This is a genomic window from Stenotrophomonas sp. YJH_SMC_4 (assembly GCF_059371575.1).
The window spans coordinates 413,625-427,977 of the sequence record NZ_JCAFUR010000003.1 but is presented as its reverse complement, the minus strand read 5'-3'; the positions used below and the strand labels follow the sequence as shown (position 1 = coordinate 427,977).

14 protein-coding genes and 3 tRNA genes are annotated in these 14,353 nt (G+C 66.4%); 5 read left to right on the top strand and 12 right to left on the bottom strand.

The genetic code is table 11. The features are described from left to right. Nucleotides 1–39: 39 nt before the first annotated feature. Entirely contained in the window at nucleotides 40–1,179 is a 1,140-nt protein-coding gene (locus tag AC5P9F_RS08230; RefSeq protein ID WP_049459637.1) for an MFS transporter, read from the bottom strand. A gap of 184 nt (nucleotides 1,180–1,363) precedes the next feature. Between AC5P9F_RS08230 and AC5P9F_RS08225 the strand changes: the two genes are divergently transcribed. After that, a complete protein-coding gene (locus AC5P9F_RS08225; RefSeq protein WP_049459636.1) occupies nucleotides 1,364–2,059 on the top strand; it encodes an alpha/beta hydrolase in 696 nt (231 codons plus the stop codon). A gap of 131 nt (nucleotides 2,060–2,190) precedes the next feature. Beyond that, on the top strand, nucleotides 2,191–4,395 hold the full coding sequence (locus AC5P9F_RS08220; protein ID WP_099498278.1) for a TonB-dependent siderophore receptor: 2,205 nt from the start codon (nucleotides 2,191–2,193) through the stop codon (nucleotides 4,393–4,395). Nucleotides 4,396–4,439: 44 nt separating this feature from the next. Here AC5P9F_RS08220 and AC5P9F_RS08215 read toward each other — a convergent pair whose 3' ends face one another. After that, nucleotides 4,440–5,141 carry a pirin family protein gene (locus tag AC5P9F_RS08215; RefSeq protein ID WP_005409043.1) on the bottom strand — a complete coding sequence of 234 codons (702 nt, stop codon included), beginning with the start codon at nucleotides 5,139–5,141 and terminating at the stop codon, nucleotides 4,440–4,442. A gap of 140 nt (nucleotides 5,142–5,281) precedes the next feature. Here AC5P9F_RS08215 and AC5P9F_RS08210 point away from each other — a divergent pair, with 140 nt between their 5' ends. Then, a complete protein-coding gene (locus tag AC5P9F_RS08210) occupies nucleotides 5,282–6,202 on the top strand; it encodes a LysR family transcriptional regulator (protein ID WP_005409044.1) in 921 nt (306 codons plus the stop codon). 615 nt (nucleotides 6,203–6,817) lie between these two features. Here the strand turns inward: AC5P9F_RS08210 and AC5P9F_RS08205 are convergent. From AC5P9F_RS08205 to AC5P9F_RS08160, 10 genes are all read right to left on the bottom strand, one after another. Continuing rightward, nucleotides 6,818–6,894: transfer RNA gene (locus AC5P9F_RS08205), tRNA-Arg, on the bottom strand. A 32-nt stretch (nucleotides 6,895–6,926) separates the two neighbouring features. Next, nucleotides 6,927–7,003 (bottom strand) — tRNA-Arg (locus tag AC5P9F_RS08200). Nucleotides 7,004–7,061: 58 nt separating this feature from the next. After that, nucleotides 7,062–7,138 (bottom strand) — tRNA-Arg (locus tag AC5P9F_RS08195). Further along, on the bottom strand, nucleotides 7,129–8,055 hold the full coding sequence (locus AC5P9F_RS08190) for an alpha/beta hydrolase family protein (protein ID WP_308680415.1): 927 nt from the start codon (nucleotides 8,053–8,055) through the stop codon (nucleotides 7,129–7,131). Before AC5P9F_RS08190 ends, AC5P9F_RS08195 begins: the two co-directional genes overlap by 10 nt. Beyond that, nucleotides 8,052–8,861 (bottom strand): bifunctional hydroxymethylpyrimidine kinase/phosphomethylpyrimidine kinase, encoded by an 810-nt coding sequence (gene thiD / locus AC5P9F_RS08185; RefSeq protein ID WP_005409046.1) that lies wholly within the window; start codon nucleotides 8,859–8,861, stop codon nucleotides 8,052–8,054. The genes AC5P9F_RS08190 and thiD overlap by 4 nt, the downstream gene beginning before the upstream one ends. A gap of 64 nt (nucleotides 8,862–8,925) precedes the next feature. After that, nucleotides 8,926–9,594 carry a YoaK family protein gene (locus AC5P9F_RS08180; protein WP_049460207.1) on the bottom strand — a complete coding sequence of 223 codons (669 nt, stop codon included), beginning with the start codon at nucleotides 9,592–9,594 and terminating at the stop codon, nucleotides 8,926–8,928. Between the two features lie 12 nt (nucleotides 9,595–9,606). Further along, nucleotides 9,607–10,113, bottom strand: coding sequence for a hypothetical protein (locus AC5P9F_RS08175; protein ID WP_005409048.1), 507 nt, complete (start codon nucleotides 10,111–10,113; stop codon nucleotides 9,607–9,609). Continuing rightward, on the bottom strand, nucleotides 10,110–11,510 hold the full coding sequence (locus AC5P9F_RS08170) for a PhoH family protein (protein ID WP_005409049.1): 1,401 nt from the start codon (nucleotides 11,508–11,510) through the stop codon (nucleotides 10,110–10,112). Before AC5P9F_RS08170 ends, AC5P9F_RS08175 begins: the two co-directional genes overlap by 4 nt. 84 nt (nucleotides 11,511–11,594) lie before the next feature. After that, nucleotides 11,595–12,074, bottom strand: a complete 480-nt coding sequence (locus tag AC5P9F_RS08165; protein WP_099498281.1) for a peroxiredoxin — start codon at nucleotides 12,072–12,074, stop codon at nucleotides 11,595–11,597. A 92-nt stretch (nucleotides 12,075–12,166) separates the two neighbouring features. Then, nucleotides 12,167–12,727: a glycine cleavage system transcriptional repressor gene (locus AC5P9F_RS08160; protein WP_005409051.1), complete on the bottom strand. Its 561-nt coding sequence runs from the start codon at nucleotides 12,725–12,727 to the stop codon at nucleotides 12,167–12,169. 164 nt (nucleotides 12,728–12,891) lie between these two features. On the opposite strand from AC5P9F_RS08160, the gene dapA reads away from it, so the two are divergent. Both dapA and AC5P9F_RS08150 read left to right on the top strand, forming a co-directional pair. After that, a complete protein-coding gene (gene dapA, locus AC5P9F_RS08155; RefSeq protein ID WP_005409052.1) occupies nucleotides 12,892–13,785 on the top strand; it encodes a 4-hydroxy-tetrahydrodipicolinate synthase in 894 nt (297 codons plus the stop codon). A 32-nt stretch (nucleotides 13,786–13,817) separates the two neighbouring features. Continuing rightward, nucleotides 13,818–14,333, top strand: a complete 516-nt coding sequence (locus tag AC5P9F_RS08150; protein WP_005409053.1) for a hypothetical protein — start codon at nucleotides 13,818–13,820, stop codon at nucleotides 14,331–14,333. The last annotated feature ends 20 nt before the right edge of the window (nucleotides 14,334–14,353 follow it).

The window sequence follows — 14,353 nt, the reverse complement described above, 5'->3', positions numbered from 1 at the left end:
GGCCATAAACGACTTAATCCCCTCCGTCCCCTTTTTCTGTCAGGCCACCCGTCGTGCCAGCGAGCGGGCAGACGCTGCGACGCCCAGCAGCAGCGCGGCCACGCACAGGAAGGCGAAGCCGAGGCTGGTGGCGTGTGCCAGTGCACCGATCGCTGCCGGGCCGGCGAGGATGCCGGCGTAACCCAGCGTGGTGACTGCGGTGATTGCGATGCTCTCCGGCATCACCCGCTGCTGGCCGGCCATCGAGAACAGTGCCGGCACGATGTTGGCGCAGCCCAGCCCGACCAGCACATAGCCCGCCAGCGCCACCGGGAACGAGGGTACCAGCGTGGCCAGGGTGAAACCTGCTGCGGCGGTGATGCCGCCGAAGACCAGGGTACGGGTGCGGCCGAGGCGCTCGACGATGCCGTCGCCGAACAGGCGCATCGCGGTCATCGCCAGGGTGAACAGCGCGAAGCCGGCGCCGGCCTGGTCACGCGGCACTTGCCGCACTTCGGCCAGGAACACCGCGCTCCAGTCCAGCATCGAGCCCTCGGCGAGGAACACCACGAAGGCCAGCACGCCGATGAACAGCACCACGCCGTGCGGCAGCGCCAGCAGTGGGCCGTCGTGCAGGATCCGTTGCGGGCGCCAGTGCGGCGCCGACAGCACCGCGACCAGCAGCAGTGCCGCCACCGAAACCAGCGCGGCCAGCCACAGCGGTGTACCCAGGATCAGCAGGCCGGTCATGCAGCCGGCGCCGACGAAGCCACCGATGCTGTAGAAGGCGTGGAAGCCGGACATCATCGCGCGCCCGGCGTCGCGCTCGACCGCGACCGCCTGCATGTTCATCGCACAATCCAGCGCACCGACGCCGGCGCCGAACACGAACAGCGCCGCACCCAGCGCCACCGGCGAGGGCGCCAGCACCAGCAAGGGCAGGGCGCACAGCATCATCGCGCAGGTGATCACCATCACCCGGCGGCAGCCCAGCCGCCCGGTCAGCGCGCCCGCCAACGGCATCGCCAGCAGCGAGCCGAGCCCAAGGCACAGCAGCACGGCGCCGAGGCTGGCGTCGGACAGCCCGGCCTTGGCCTTGGCGTAGGGCACCATCGGCGCCCATGCGGCGGTGGCGAATCCGGGAATGAAGAAGGCGGCGCGGGTGGCGTGCTGCTGGGCACGGGGGGATGAAGGCGTCATGCGCGATGCGAAGCTCCAGGGAACAGTCATGAAAACGATTTCAGACTGACTCGGCAAGTGCCATGCGCGACATCGGGCGACGCATACGATTGCAGTGACCCGATTGCGTCACCAGCGATTAACGCCACGCGCGGACAGTGGCTGCACGGTCTGCATTCCGCCGGCCGCTGCCGGAGACCTGTACATGAGCACGACACCGACCATCCTCCTCGTCCACGGCTTCTGGGGCGGGGCCGCACACTGGGCCAAGGTGATCCTGGAACTGCATCGCAACGGCCACGACCGTGTGCAGGCGGTGGAACTGCCGCTGACCTCGCTGGCCGACGACGCAGGGCGCACCCGGAAAATGATCCGGCAGATCGACGGGCCAGTGCTGCTGGTCGGCCACTCCTATGGCGGCGCGGTGATCAGCCAGGCCGGTAACGAGCCCAACGTGAAGGGCCTGGTCTACATCGCCGCGTTCGCGCCTGATGCCGGCGAGAGTCCCGGTGGCATCACCCAGCAGCACCTGCCGGAGGCGGCGCCGAACCTGGCACCTGACAGTGATGGCTACCTGTGGCTGCGTGCGGACAAGTTCCATGAGAGCTTCTGCCAGGATCTGAGCGAGGACGAAGGCCGGGTGATGGCCGTTACCCAGAAGGCACCGCTGGCCAGCACCTTCGGTGATGCGGTCAGCGACCCGGCGTGGAAGCACATGCCGAGCTGGTACCAGCTGTCCCGCCAGGACCGCATGATCGCGCCGGAAAACCAGAAGGCCATGGCCGCAAGGATGCAGCCCAGGCGCCTGCTGGAGCTGGATGCCAGCCATGCCTCGCTGGCTTCGCAGCCGAAGGAAGTGACCGCGCTGATCCTGGAGGCCTGCGTCGCCATCGGCGGCTGATCCCGCGCCAGCACACCGCACGACAGCCGCGGCGCAGGGGAGTACACTCCTGCGCCGCGGCTGTCCGGCCGCGTCCCTCTCCTCCCTCCAGCCGCCGCCAGAGGATCCCACCCTATCGTGGAGGTCCCGCCGTGCTGTCTGTGCCTGTTGTCCATACGCCGTCCCCCTTGCCGCGTCGCCGCGCGTTGCCGCAGGCGCTGGCCCGGGGTTTGCTGATCGCTGCTCTGGGCAGCAGCGGTATTGCTGTTGCGCAGTCCAGTACGGATCCAGCCAAGGATTCGCAGGCGCCTGCATCACAGACCCTGCAGACCGTGCAGGTCACGGCCAACCTGCTCGGTACCATCACCGAGGGCAGCGGCGCCTATACGCCCGGCACTATTGCCACCGCGACCCGCCTGGTGCTGACGCCACGGCAGACCCCGCAGACCATCAGCGTGATCACCCGCGCACAGATGGATGACTTCGGCCTGCACGGCATCGACGACGTGATGCGGGTGACCCCCGGCATCAGCATCGTCACCTACGACAGCGAACGCACCGAGTACTACGCGCGCGGCTTTGCGATCCAGAACTTCCAGTACGACGGCATTCCGATGTCGCGCAATTCGGCGTACTCCGCCGGCAACACGCTCAGCGATACCGCCATCTACGACCGCATCGAGGTGCTCAAGGGCGCGACCGGCCTGTTGACCGGCATGGGCGATCCGGGTGCGACCATCAACCTGGTGCGCAAGAAGCCGGGCAAGGACTTCGCCGGCAGCGCCTCACTGGGTGTCGGCCGCTGGGACGACTACCGCGCCGAGCTCGATGTGGGTGGCCCGCTGACTGCCGATGGCCGCGTGCGTGGCCGTGCCGTGGGTGCCTGGGAAGACAAGCACTCCAACCTGGACAACTACCAGCGCACCAGCAAGGTCGGCTATGCCGTGGTGGAAGCCGATCTGGGCGATCGCACGCTGCTGTCGGTCGGTGGCGACGTGATGGACAGCGACCCGAAGGGGTCGACGTGGGGCGGCATTCCGCTGCTGGACAGCGCCGGCAACTTCAACCGCATGCCGCGCTCGTTCAACAATGGTGCGCAATGGGCCGGCTGGCGCCAGTACGTGCGTACCGGTTTCACCACGTTGGAGCACACGTTCGCCAACGATTGGATTGCCAAGCTGCAGCTCAACCACCAGGTCAACGGCTATGACGCCGCACTGGCCGGTGCCGCTGCCGGCAATCCTGATCCGTTGACCGGCGAGGGCGTCAGCCTGTGGCTCGGCAAGTACGTTGGCAAGACCGTCAGCAATGCCGCCGACTTCTATGTGAGCGGGCGTTTCGGCCTGTTCGGGCGAGAGCATGAGCTGGTGGTCGGTGGCAGTGCCTCGCGCAAGCGCTGGACCAATACCGGCTACGGCCCGCAGGCGGGGTTCCCGGATACCGTGCCGGACTACAGGACCTGGAATGGCGACATTGCCGAACCGCAGTGGCAGCGCACCTATGACAACAATGAAGTGACCCGCGAGAATGGGCTGTACGTGGTTGGCCGCTTCGATCTGGCCGATCCGTTGAAGCTGATCGTCGGCAGCCGCCTGGCCAGTTACCGCTCGCCGGACACGCGAGAGACCGGTGTCCATGTGCCCTATGCCGGCGTGGTCTACGACCTCGGCGAGCATTATTCGGTGTATGCCAGCTACAGCACCATCTTCAAGCCGCAGGGCGAGCGTGACGAGCAGGGCAAGGCACTGGATCCACTGGAGGGCCGCAGCTACGAGGTTGGCCTGAAGGCCGAGTTCTTCGATGGACGCCTCAATGCCAGTGCGGCGCTGTTCCAGCTTGATCAGGACAACTTCGCCCAGCCCACCGGCGGCAAGACACCGGATGGCCTGGATGCCTACCGCGCCTTGATGGGCGTGCGCACCAAGGGTTACGAGCTTGAAATGTCGGGTCAGCTGGCCGAGGGCTGGCAGGTGCAGGGTGGGTTCTCCCACAAGATCGCCCGCCAGGCGGGCACCAAGGTGACCACGCTGGAACCGGAGAACCAGTTCAGCCTGCACACCCGCTACCGTCTGCGTGGCGCCTGGCAGGCGCTGACGCTGGGTGGTGGCGCACGCTGGCAGGATTCGACTTTCGGCGAGATCACCAACCCGGCCACGCGGGCCAAGGTGGTGCATCGCACGCAGCCGTACTGGTTGCTCGATGCGATGGTGCGCTACCAGTTCAACGATCGCCTGTCGGCCACGGTCAACGTCAACAACCTGCTCGACAAGCGTTACTACACGATCTTCAACTGGTACAGCACCTACACCTGGGGCGAGCCGCGCAACGTGCGGTTGAGCTTGAATTACAGGTTCTGACGCAGATGCGCCCGCGATGCTCTGCAGCATCGCGGGCGATGTGGTTACAGCGGCAGGTCGAACACCAGCACTTCGGCATCGTTGCCGTTTTCCAGCGTCAGCTGGGCTTCGTCGCTGACCTGCAGCGCATCACCGGCTTCCAGGGTGATGCCGTTGACCTGCAGCTGCCCACGGGCCACCTGCACATAGGCGCCACGACCGTTGCCAAGCGCATGGTGCAGCTTCTGGCCGCCGTCGAGGATGGTGGCGAAGATGCGGGCATCCTGGTGGATGCGCAGCGAACCGTCGGCACCGTCCGGCGAAGCGATCAGGCGCAGCTGGCCGCGCTTGGTCTCCGGCGCGAAGTGGGTCTCCTCGTACGACGGCGTGATGTTCTCGGTGTCCGGGAAGATCCAGATCTGCAGGAAGTGCACGGTCTCGTCGGCCGAGTGGTTGAACTCGCTGTGGGTGACGCCGCTGCCGGCGCTCATGCGCTGCACGTCGCCGTAGCGCAGCACTGAGCCGGTGCCCATCGAGTCCTTGTGTTCCAGCGCACCGCCCAGCACGTAGGAGATGATTTCCATGTTGCTGTGGCCGTGGGTGCCGAAGCCCTGGCCGCCGATCACCTTGTCTTCGTTGATCACCCGCAGCGGGCCGAAGCTGACGTAGCGCGGGTCGTAGTAGTTGGCGAAGGAGAAGGTATGGCGCGAGGACAGCCAGCCATGCTCGGCCAGGCCACGGGTAGCGCTCTTGCGGATCTGCAGCATGATGGAATCTCCTTGTTCGATGGTTTCGATGGGGCGGGGTGGGCTGGAAGCCGCTGTGTTTCCCCGTTGGAGAGAAGTATCCGCTTGCGCCTTGGGTTTGAAAAACGGATAGTTTTGACAGCCATCATCGAAAAATTCGAATGCTCAAGCTCAGCCTCGATGCCCTGCAGATCCTGGATGCCATCGACCGGCGCGGCTCCTTTGCCGGCGCCGGCAAGGCCCTGCACAAGGTGCCCTCGACCATCTCCTACACCGTGGCCAAGCTGGAGGAGGACCTGGGCGTTCAGCTGTTCGACCGGGTCGGTCCGCGCGCCGAGCCGACCGAGGCTGGCCGCGCGCTGCTGGACGAAGGCCGGCACCTGCTGCGCGCCGCCCGCGAGCTGGAACTGCGGGTGCGCCGGGTGGCGTCGGGCTGGGAGACCGAACTGACGCTGGCGGTGGATTCGGTGTTCCCGACCTGGCTGCTCGGCCCGGATATCGCCGCGTTTCGTGAGGCCGAGGCACCGACCCGGCTGCGATTGATCGGCGAGGCCCTGTCCGGCACCTGGGAGGCCCTGCTGGACCGCCGTGCCGACCTGCTGGTCGGCGCGCCGGGTGAGGGCCCCAGTGGCGGTGGTTACGTGGTCGAGCCGCTGGGCACGGTGGAGTTCGTGTTCGCGGTCGCGCCCGGTCATCCGTTGGCCGCAGTGCCGGGTGTGCTGGGTCGCGAGCAGCTGGTCGAGCACTGCGCGATCGCGGTCTCTGATTCCGCGCGCAGGCTGCTGCCGCGCACGGTCGGCTTGTTGATGGGGCAGGAGATGCTGACGGTGCCGGACATGGCCAGCAAACTGAAGCTGCAGTGCGAAGGCGTGGGATTCGGTTTCCTGCCCGAACCGTGTGCGCGCGCTGCGGTGGCGCGTGGCCAGCTGGTGATCCGTGAGGTGGAGGAACACAAGCCGGAGGAGACCTTCTGGCTGGCCTGGCGCACTGGAGAGGATGGCGCCGCACTGCGCTGGTGGCGCGAACGCCTGCGCAGGCCGGAGCTGCTGTCGCAGTGGTGGCAGGCAATGGCCAGGGGGTAGGGGTTTGGCAGGGCTGCGCCCTGCACCCGCTACGATCCAGAGCAACAGCAACAGCAACAGCAACAGCAGAAGCTGGTTTCCTTAGGGATGGCGGGGTGGGTCCGGTTGCGGGGGCCGCTGCAAGTACATCCATGTAAGCTCGGTCGCCGCATCCATGCGGCTCACGCCCCCGCAACCGGACCCACCCCGCCTTCGACAGTTTCCGCGATCTGTCGGAACGGCGTACTGCTCTGGTAGGTGTCGACCTTGGTCGACACGGTAGATCCACGCCATGCGTGGATGCTCTTCGATCAATTGTCGAAATGTTCGAACTCGATGGAGATTCATCCACGCATGGCGTGGATCCATCAGATCGCGGAAATCTGTCAGAGGTGGGGCGGTGTCGGAGTGCGGGGTGTCAGCCGCATGGATGCGGCTGCCAAGCCTACATGGACGTACTTGCGGCGTCCCCGCACTCCGACACCGCCCCGCCATCCCACGGAATGCCAGCTTTTGCCGCTGCCGTTGCCGTTGAGGTTGCCGGCCAGCGGCCGGCACTACCAGGGTGCAGGGCGCAGCCCTGCCGAAAAACACACATAAAAAAACAGCAGGCCGAGGCCTGCTGTTTCGGTGTAATGGTGCGCCCGGAGAGATTCGAACTCCCGACCGCCTGGTTCGTAGCCAGGTACTCTATCCAACTGAGCTACGGGCGCCAATTACATAAACTTGTTGTGCTGACTGTGTATGGTGCGCCCGGAGAGATTCGAACTCCCGACCGCCTGGTTCGTAGCCAGGTACTCTATCCAACTGAGCTACGGGCGCGCGGTACACAATCAAATTTTACTGCATTTCCAGCGGCGGATGCTGGAAACCTGTCGAGTGGTGCGCCCGGAGAGATTCGAACTCCCGACCGCCTGGTTCGTAGCCAGGTACTCTATCCAACTGAGCTACGGGCGCCCTGCGACAGGAGCGGAATTATGCGGATGTCGGCGCGTACCGTCAACAGTTTTGTGAAAATTTTCATCCAACTGAATGAAAAAGCTGTCAGCCACGGCATCAGGGGCCTTCAGCCACGCGAAATGATCGGCGCGCGTGCCCAGTTCCTGCGCGGACAGCACGCGCAGCTGCGCGTCCACATTCGGCAGCTTCGCCAGCAGCGTCTGCATCGATCCGGTGGGGGCCAACCAGTCGTGCTCCATCAGCACCGCCTGTGCGCTGCCATGCACACGCGCCATCTGCGCATCGAGGTCTTCGTCCATGCCGACGGCGGCGTAATGGTTGTTCAGGCCGACGCGTGCCCAGTCGGCAATCAGTCCGCGCGCTTCGGTGCCACCAAAGCCGAGGCGACGGCCATGCAGCACGCCCTGGCGCTGTGCGATCCACGGCAGGAAGCGGTAGACCAGCGGCAGCAGCCAGCCACGCGGTGGTGGGAATCCGCGCCAGAACGGTGAGCCGCTGGCGGCCAGCCACAGCCGGTTGAAGTGCTGCGGGTTGCGGCCGGCATGCACGCAGGCCAGCTGCCCGCCCAGGCTATGGCCGCCGATGATCCAGGGCAGGGCGTCGCCTTCGTCATCCGCTGCGGCCAGGACGGCCTGGCTGGCCGGCAGATCCTGTTCGAGTACCTCGCGATAGCCCCAGTCCTGCGTGCGCGATGGGCGCAGCGAACTGCTGCCGTTGCCGCGCCACTCGTGCAGGTAGACCGCCACGCCCTTCGCCGCCAGCGCCAAAGCCAGTGGCAGGTAGTGGCGCGCGGCCACGCCCAGTGCCGGCAGCCACAGCAGGCGTGCGATGGGCTGTGCGGGCACGCAGGCGATCACCTCGAAGCGATGGCCGTCGTCGCACTGCACGGCAAGGACGCTCGGCGTCGGGCTCATGCGTGGGGTGCCGCGCCGAAGTGGTCGAGCACCAGCACCTCGCTGCGGCCGGGGGCATAGCCCTGCTGCAGGCCGCGTGCAACGTAGTCGATGCCGGCTTCGCAGGCGTTGGCCAGGCTCAGGCCATTGCACAGCTGCGCGGCGATGGCCGAGGCCAGCGTGCAGCCGGTGCCATGTGCGTCCAGTGGCAGGCGCGCGTGGATGAATTCTTCGCTGCTGACGCCGTCGAAGTAGCGATCGATCACGCGATTGCCCTCATGCAGGTGGCCACCCTTGAGCAGCACTGCGCCGGCACCGAGGTCGAGCAGGGCCGAGGCGGCCTGTTCTGCGTCTTCGCCGTTGCTGATCTTCCGGCCGACCAGCAGTTCTGCTTCCGGCGTATTGGGGGTGATCAGCGTGGCCAGCGGGATCAGGCGCTCACGCATGGCCTGCAATGCGCTGTCTTCCAGCAGGCGTGCCCCACTGGTGGCGACCATCACCGGGTCCAGTACCACGTGTGGCGGGCGGTGCTTTTCGAGTGCATCAGCGACGGCATGGATCACTTCGGCGTTGGCCAGCATCCCCAGCTTCACCGCGTGGATGTCGAAGTCGTCGAAGCAGGCATCCAGCTGCGCGCGCAGGAACTCGATGGGTGGCACGTGCACGGCGATGACGCCGCGGGTGTTCTGCGCGGTCAGTGCCGCAATCGCGGAAAGGCCATGCACGCGGTGTGCGGCGAAGGCCTTGAGGTCAGCCTGGATGCCGGCGCCACCGCCGGAGTCGGAGCCGGCGATGGTGAGGGCGGAAACGGGAGTGGTCGGGCTCATCGGTTGATTGTGCCGTGGTCCCGCAGGGGAAGGTAGATCCACGCCATGCGTGGATGTCCTTGATTCAATGCCGCCAACGCGCCCACTGCTGGTACAGCACATAACCCAGCCCGGTCAGGCCAGTCAGCAGGGCGGGGGCGAGCAGGGCGTCGTACTGCCAGCGCATGAACAGCCAGGCGCCGAGGACGCCGCCGGCGAGGAAGCCGCTGATGATCAGGCCGCTGAGGGTCAGCCGCCGTACCTGCAGCGGCAGCCCACGCAGCAGGTGGCCCAGGCCGATGCCGAGGTCGGTGAACATGCCGCTGAGGTGGGTGGTGCGCACCACTGCGCCACTGAAGGTGGTGGCCATCGCGTTCTGCAGGCCGCAGGCCATGGCGGCGGCCAGCGCGCCCCAGATCTGGTGTTGTTCAAAGAGCGGAATGGCCACCAGCAGCAGCACCGATTCCAGCGCCAGTGCCACGCCATAGCGCCGGCCCAGCTGCAGGGCGCTGTCCTGGATCAGCAGGCCGCTGAGCATCGCGCCCAGCGAGAACGCGATCAACAGCCCCCACAGGTGCCCGACGGCGCGCCAGTCCCCCTGCGCCAGCGCCATGCCCAACTGGCTGGTACTGCCGGTCATGTGGCTGACCGCCTGGTGCTCGAAACCGAGGAAGCCGACCACGTTGACCATGCCGGCCACGCACGAGAGCGCGACCGCGCCGATCCAGACCCAGGTGGGCAGGCGTATTCCCATCGGCGGGGCCCCTCAGGGCCCGCCGAAGCCGCCGTTGAACTGCAGCTCGCTGAAGGTGTTGCTGGCCGGGTCGAACACCGCGCCCCAGAACTGCGTGCCGCCGTCACAGACGCGGATCGCTTCGCGCGCCGGATTGATGCCGCTGTCGTCGGGCAGGTGGAAGGCGTTGACGTAGATCAGCCGCTTGCCGGCGCTTTCGATGCCGACGTACTGGCGGTCGAAGTCCAGCACTTTTGGTACCTGTGCCTCCAGCGACGACAGCTGTGCCTCCAGCTGATCGATCTGCTGCCGGCTGGGAGCCCAGTAGCCGCTGACCCGCCCGGCCTCGCGGCCGGGGCTGGCGCGCGAGCAGGTGTCGAGCACCTGCGCGGCGATGATCGGGCGGGTGACCACCCAGGACTGCCCGGTGCGCTCGGCGGTCGGCACACTGGCCGGGCCGCGCGTGGTGGTGCAGGCGCCGAGCACGGCTGCGAGGGTGATCGCAGCCGTGGGCAGCAGCAGGCGGGTGCAGCGGTTCACAACACCTCCGAAGCGTAATCGGCCAGGCGCGAGCGTTCGCCTCGGCGCAGGGTGATGTGCGCACTATGCGGCCAGTTCTTGAAACGATCCACCGCGTAGGTCAGGCCCGAGGTGGTCTCGGTCAGATACGGGGTGTCGATCTGCTCGACGTTGCCCAGGCAGACGATCTTGGTGCCGGGGCCGGCACGGGTGATCAGCGTCTTCATCTGCTTCGGGGTGAGGTTCTGCGCCTCGTCCAGGATCAGGTAGCGCGACAGGAAGGTACGGCCGCGCATGAAGTTCATCGAGCGGATCTTGATGCGGCTGGCCAGCAGGTCGTTGGTGGCCTGGCGACCCCAGGTGCCGCCTTCCTGGTTGTGCGTGAGCACTTCCAGGTTGTCGGTCAGCGCGCCCATCCACGGCGTCATCTTCTCCTCCTCGGTACCCGGCAGGAAACCGATGTCCTCGCCGACGCTGACTGTGGCGCGGGTCATGATGATCTCGCGGTAGCGCTGCTGGTCCATCGTCTGCGCCAGGCCGGCAGCCAGCGCCAGCAGGGTCTTGCCGGTGCCGGCGGTGCCCAGCAGCGTGACGAAGTCGATCTCCGGGTCCATCAGTGCATTGAGCGCGAAGTTCTGCTCGCGGTTGCGCGCACTGATACCCCAGACGGCGTGGCTGCCGTGGCGGAAATCATCGACCAGCGACAGCACTACCTTGCCGTCGCCGACCACGCGGCTGACGCGCAGTTCGACTTCGTCTTCGCCGGGCAGGTAGACGTACTGGTTCGGGTACCACTCCTCGCCGTCCTGCGCCTGGATTTCGTAATGGCTGCGGCCCTTGTCGCTCCAGCTGCGCAGGTCGTCGCCGTGGCGCTTCCAGAAGTCTTCCGGCAGCTCGGTGGCGCCGGTGTAGAGGAGGCTGAAATCGTCCAGCGCGCGGTCGTTTTCGTAGTCCTCGGACACGATGCCGGCGATGGCGGCCTTGATCCGCAGGTTGATGTCCTTGGAAACGAACACCACCGGCAGGTCCGGCGTTTCTTCCTTCAGCGCCAGGATCGCGCCAAGGATGGCATTGTCGGGAATGACCTTGCCAAAGCTCTTGCCCGCGTCGAAGTGGCTGGTCTGGAAGCGCAGCTTGCCGGCGCTCTGCTTGCCGCGCAGCTGCAGGCCGTTGGGGCGCTGCAGCGGAATGCCGTCGGCCAGGTTGTCCAGGCCGGATTCCTGCACCAGCTCGTTGAGGAAGCGGCTCACCTGGCGGGCGTTGCGGCTCGCTTCGGAGGTGCCCTTCTTGCCGTTGTCCAGCTCCTCGATCACCTGCATGGGCAGGTAGATGTCGTGCTCCTCGAATTTGAACAGCGCGGTCGGATCGTGCATCAGCACGTTGGTATCCAGCACGTAGATGCGCTTGCCTCGGGTCATCGTCGATTCCTGGTTACGGACAGGGAAAAACCACCACGGCCTGCTGCGGGGCAGGGTGATGGCAGACACAGTAGGCAGTGGGACTCACTTGGACTGGGAGGCCTTCAGTTCGGCGAGAACGGCATCGGCATGGCCGGCAACCTTGACCTTGCGCCAGGACTGCACGATGCGGCTGTCGGGGGAAATCAGGAAGGTGCTGCGTTCGACGCCACGTACCTGCTTGCCGTACATGTTCTTCATCTTGATCACGTCGAAGGCGCTGCACAGCGCTTCGTCGCCATCGCTGACCAGCGGGAAGTTGAAGCCCTGCCTGGCACAGAAGTTGTCGTGCGACTTCACCGAGTCGCGAGAGACGCCGAGCACGACCGCGCCGGCCTTCTTGAACTTCGGCAGCAGGGCGTTGAAGTCGATGCCTTCGGTGGTGCAGCCGGGAGTGCTGTCCTTGGGGTAGAAGTACAGCACCAGCCACTGGCCGGCATAGTCGCCGAGAGTGGCCTGGTTGCCACCGGACAGCGCCAGCGGCAGGGAGAGGGTGGTGCTGTCCAGGGTATCGCCGTTGTTCATGAGGTCCTTCTGTCGAGCCTGGGTTGTTTCTACGACAATTGCATGAAACGCCACGCGCCCGTGAGAGGCGCGCGAAAAATCCGCACTCCCAATCAGAATTTCATCGGGTCCATGATCGCGTCCAGGTTCAGGTGGTCGCAGAACTCAAGGAAATCGTCGCGCAGCGCGGCGATGTGCATGTTGGCCGGCACGCCGATGGTGACCTGTGCACTGAACATTTCCGCACCGGTCTGCATGGCGCGGTAGCGCGTGCTCTGCAGGTTCTCGATGGTGATGCCCTGGCGGTCGAAGAAATCGGCCAGCTGGAACAGGATGCCCGGCTTGTCGGCGGCGATCACTTCGACAATGTACGGCAGCAGGTTGGACTGCGCCTGCTTGGCCGCGGTGCGGTACCAGACCAGCTTCAGGCCTTCCTCGCGCTCCAGCCGGGTCAGCATCGCCTCGAGCTTGGCCACCGAGTCCCAGGAGCCGGTGGCCAGGGCGGTGACCGAGACATCGCGGCCGACCGTGGCCAGGCGTGCGTCCACCAGATTGCAGCCGCTGTCGGCGATGCGGCGGGTGACGGACAGCAGGGGGGACTCCGGATGCGTCGTATAGGCGTTGATCAGGAGGTGGTTTTCGCTCGGCGCGGGGCGCGGGGTGGTGTCGGTCAAGGCGATTCCGGGTAATGCATGCGTTAGTCTGAATGCCCGCCAGAGGCGGGGATCCACCGGTGTCCAGCATACTTGCCCGTGCTTTCGCGCCGCAAGTAACATTCAGGTCGCCCCCGGCCTTTCGTGGCGGGCGTTTTCCCTTTCCAGCCAAGAGCAGCACGTCCTTGTCCCTTTCCGGCCTCATCACCGCGCTGGCGACCCCGTTCCGGGCCGACGGCGCCCTCGATCCCGACGGTTGGCAGCGCCTGCTGCACCTGCAACTGGAAGGTGGCGTCCATGGCGTTGTCGTTGCCGGCTCGACCGGCGAAGCGGCAACCCTCACCGATGCCGAGTACGACCTGCTGCTGGCCAGCGCGGTCGAACGCATTGGCGGCCGCATCCCGGTCATGGCCGGCACCGGCCTGTCCGGTACCGCCAAAACCATCGAACAGACCCGTCGTGCGGCCGCGCTTGGCGCCAGCCATGCACTGGTGGTCACCCCGCCTTACGTGAGGCCGACCCAGGCCGGTCTGATTGCCCATTATCGTGCGGTCGCCGACCAGGGCGGGTTGCCGGTCGTGCTGTACAACGTGCCCGGCCGTACCGGTTGCGACATGCAGCCGGAGACCGTGGCCGAACTGGCCAGCCACCCCAACATCGTCGGCATCAAGGAGGCGGTGGGCGACACCGGCCGGGTGCAGGCGCTGCTCGCACTGCGCAGCCCGCAGTTCGCCGTGCTCAGCGGCGACGACGGTACGGCCGCGCGTTCGATCCGGGCCGGTATCGACGGCCTGATCTCGGTCGGCTCCAATGTGCTGCCCGGCGCCTACCGCCGCATGTGCGAGCTGGCCGCCGCCCATGACCACGAAGCCACCGAGTCCTGGGACGCGCGCCTGCAGCCGTTCCATGATTTCTGCGGTGTTGAACCGAACCCGATTCCGGTCAAGGCGCTGCTGCGCCGTATCGGCATCGGCCATGACCTGCGCCTGCCGCTGCTGCCGCTGTCCGCGCCGCACCACGCGGCCGCCGACCATCTTGCCGGCGACATCGCCGCCCTTGAAGCCCTTTCCAGCCACTGACCTTTCGTCTTGGTCTGACCCAGGAGATTCACATGCGTCAATCCGTTTCCACTGTCCGCGTGCTGTCCTACGCCCTGCTTGCGGTGGCCGTTGCCGCCGGCACCACCGGCTGCTTCAAGCGTGGCGTCAAGGGCGACTATGCCCTGGCCCCGGAAATGCGTCCGCTGGAAGTGCCGCCGGACCTCAACCTGCCGGCCACCACCGGTGACAACAAGGTGCCGGCGCTGGTGTCGGCCACCAAGCCGGCAGCGCCGGCGGCTGCGGCTCCGGCCGTTGGCAATACCGGTTTCACCATCGCCGGTGGCAAGGATGAAGCCTTCGCCAAGGTCGGTACCGCGCTGGAAGGCGTGGAGGGCGTGACCATCGCCAGCCGCGCCCAGCTGCTCGGCTCGTATGACGTGGCCTACGAAGGCAGCAACTTCCTGGTCCGCGTGGTCGCCGTCGATGCCGGCGCCTACATCTCCGCGGTCGACCCGCGTGGCCTGCCGGCCACCGCCGAAGCGCCGGTGAAGCTGATCGCCGCGCTGAAGGCGAAGCTGGCCCAGTAAGGGCTGCCTCTGGTAGAGGC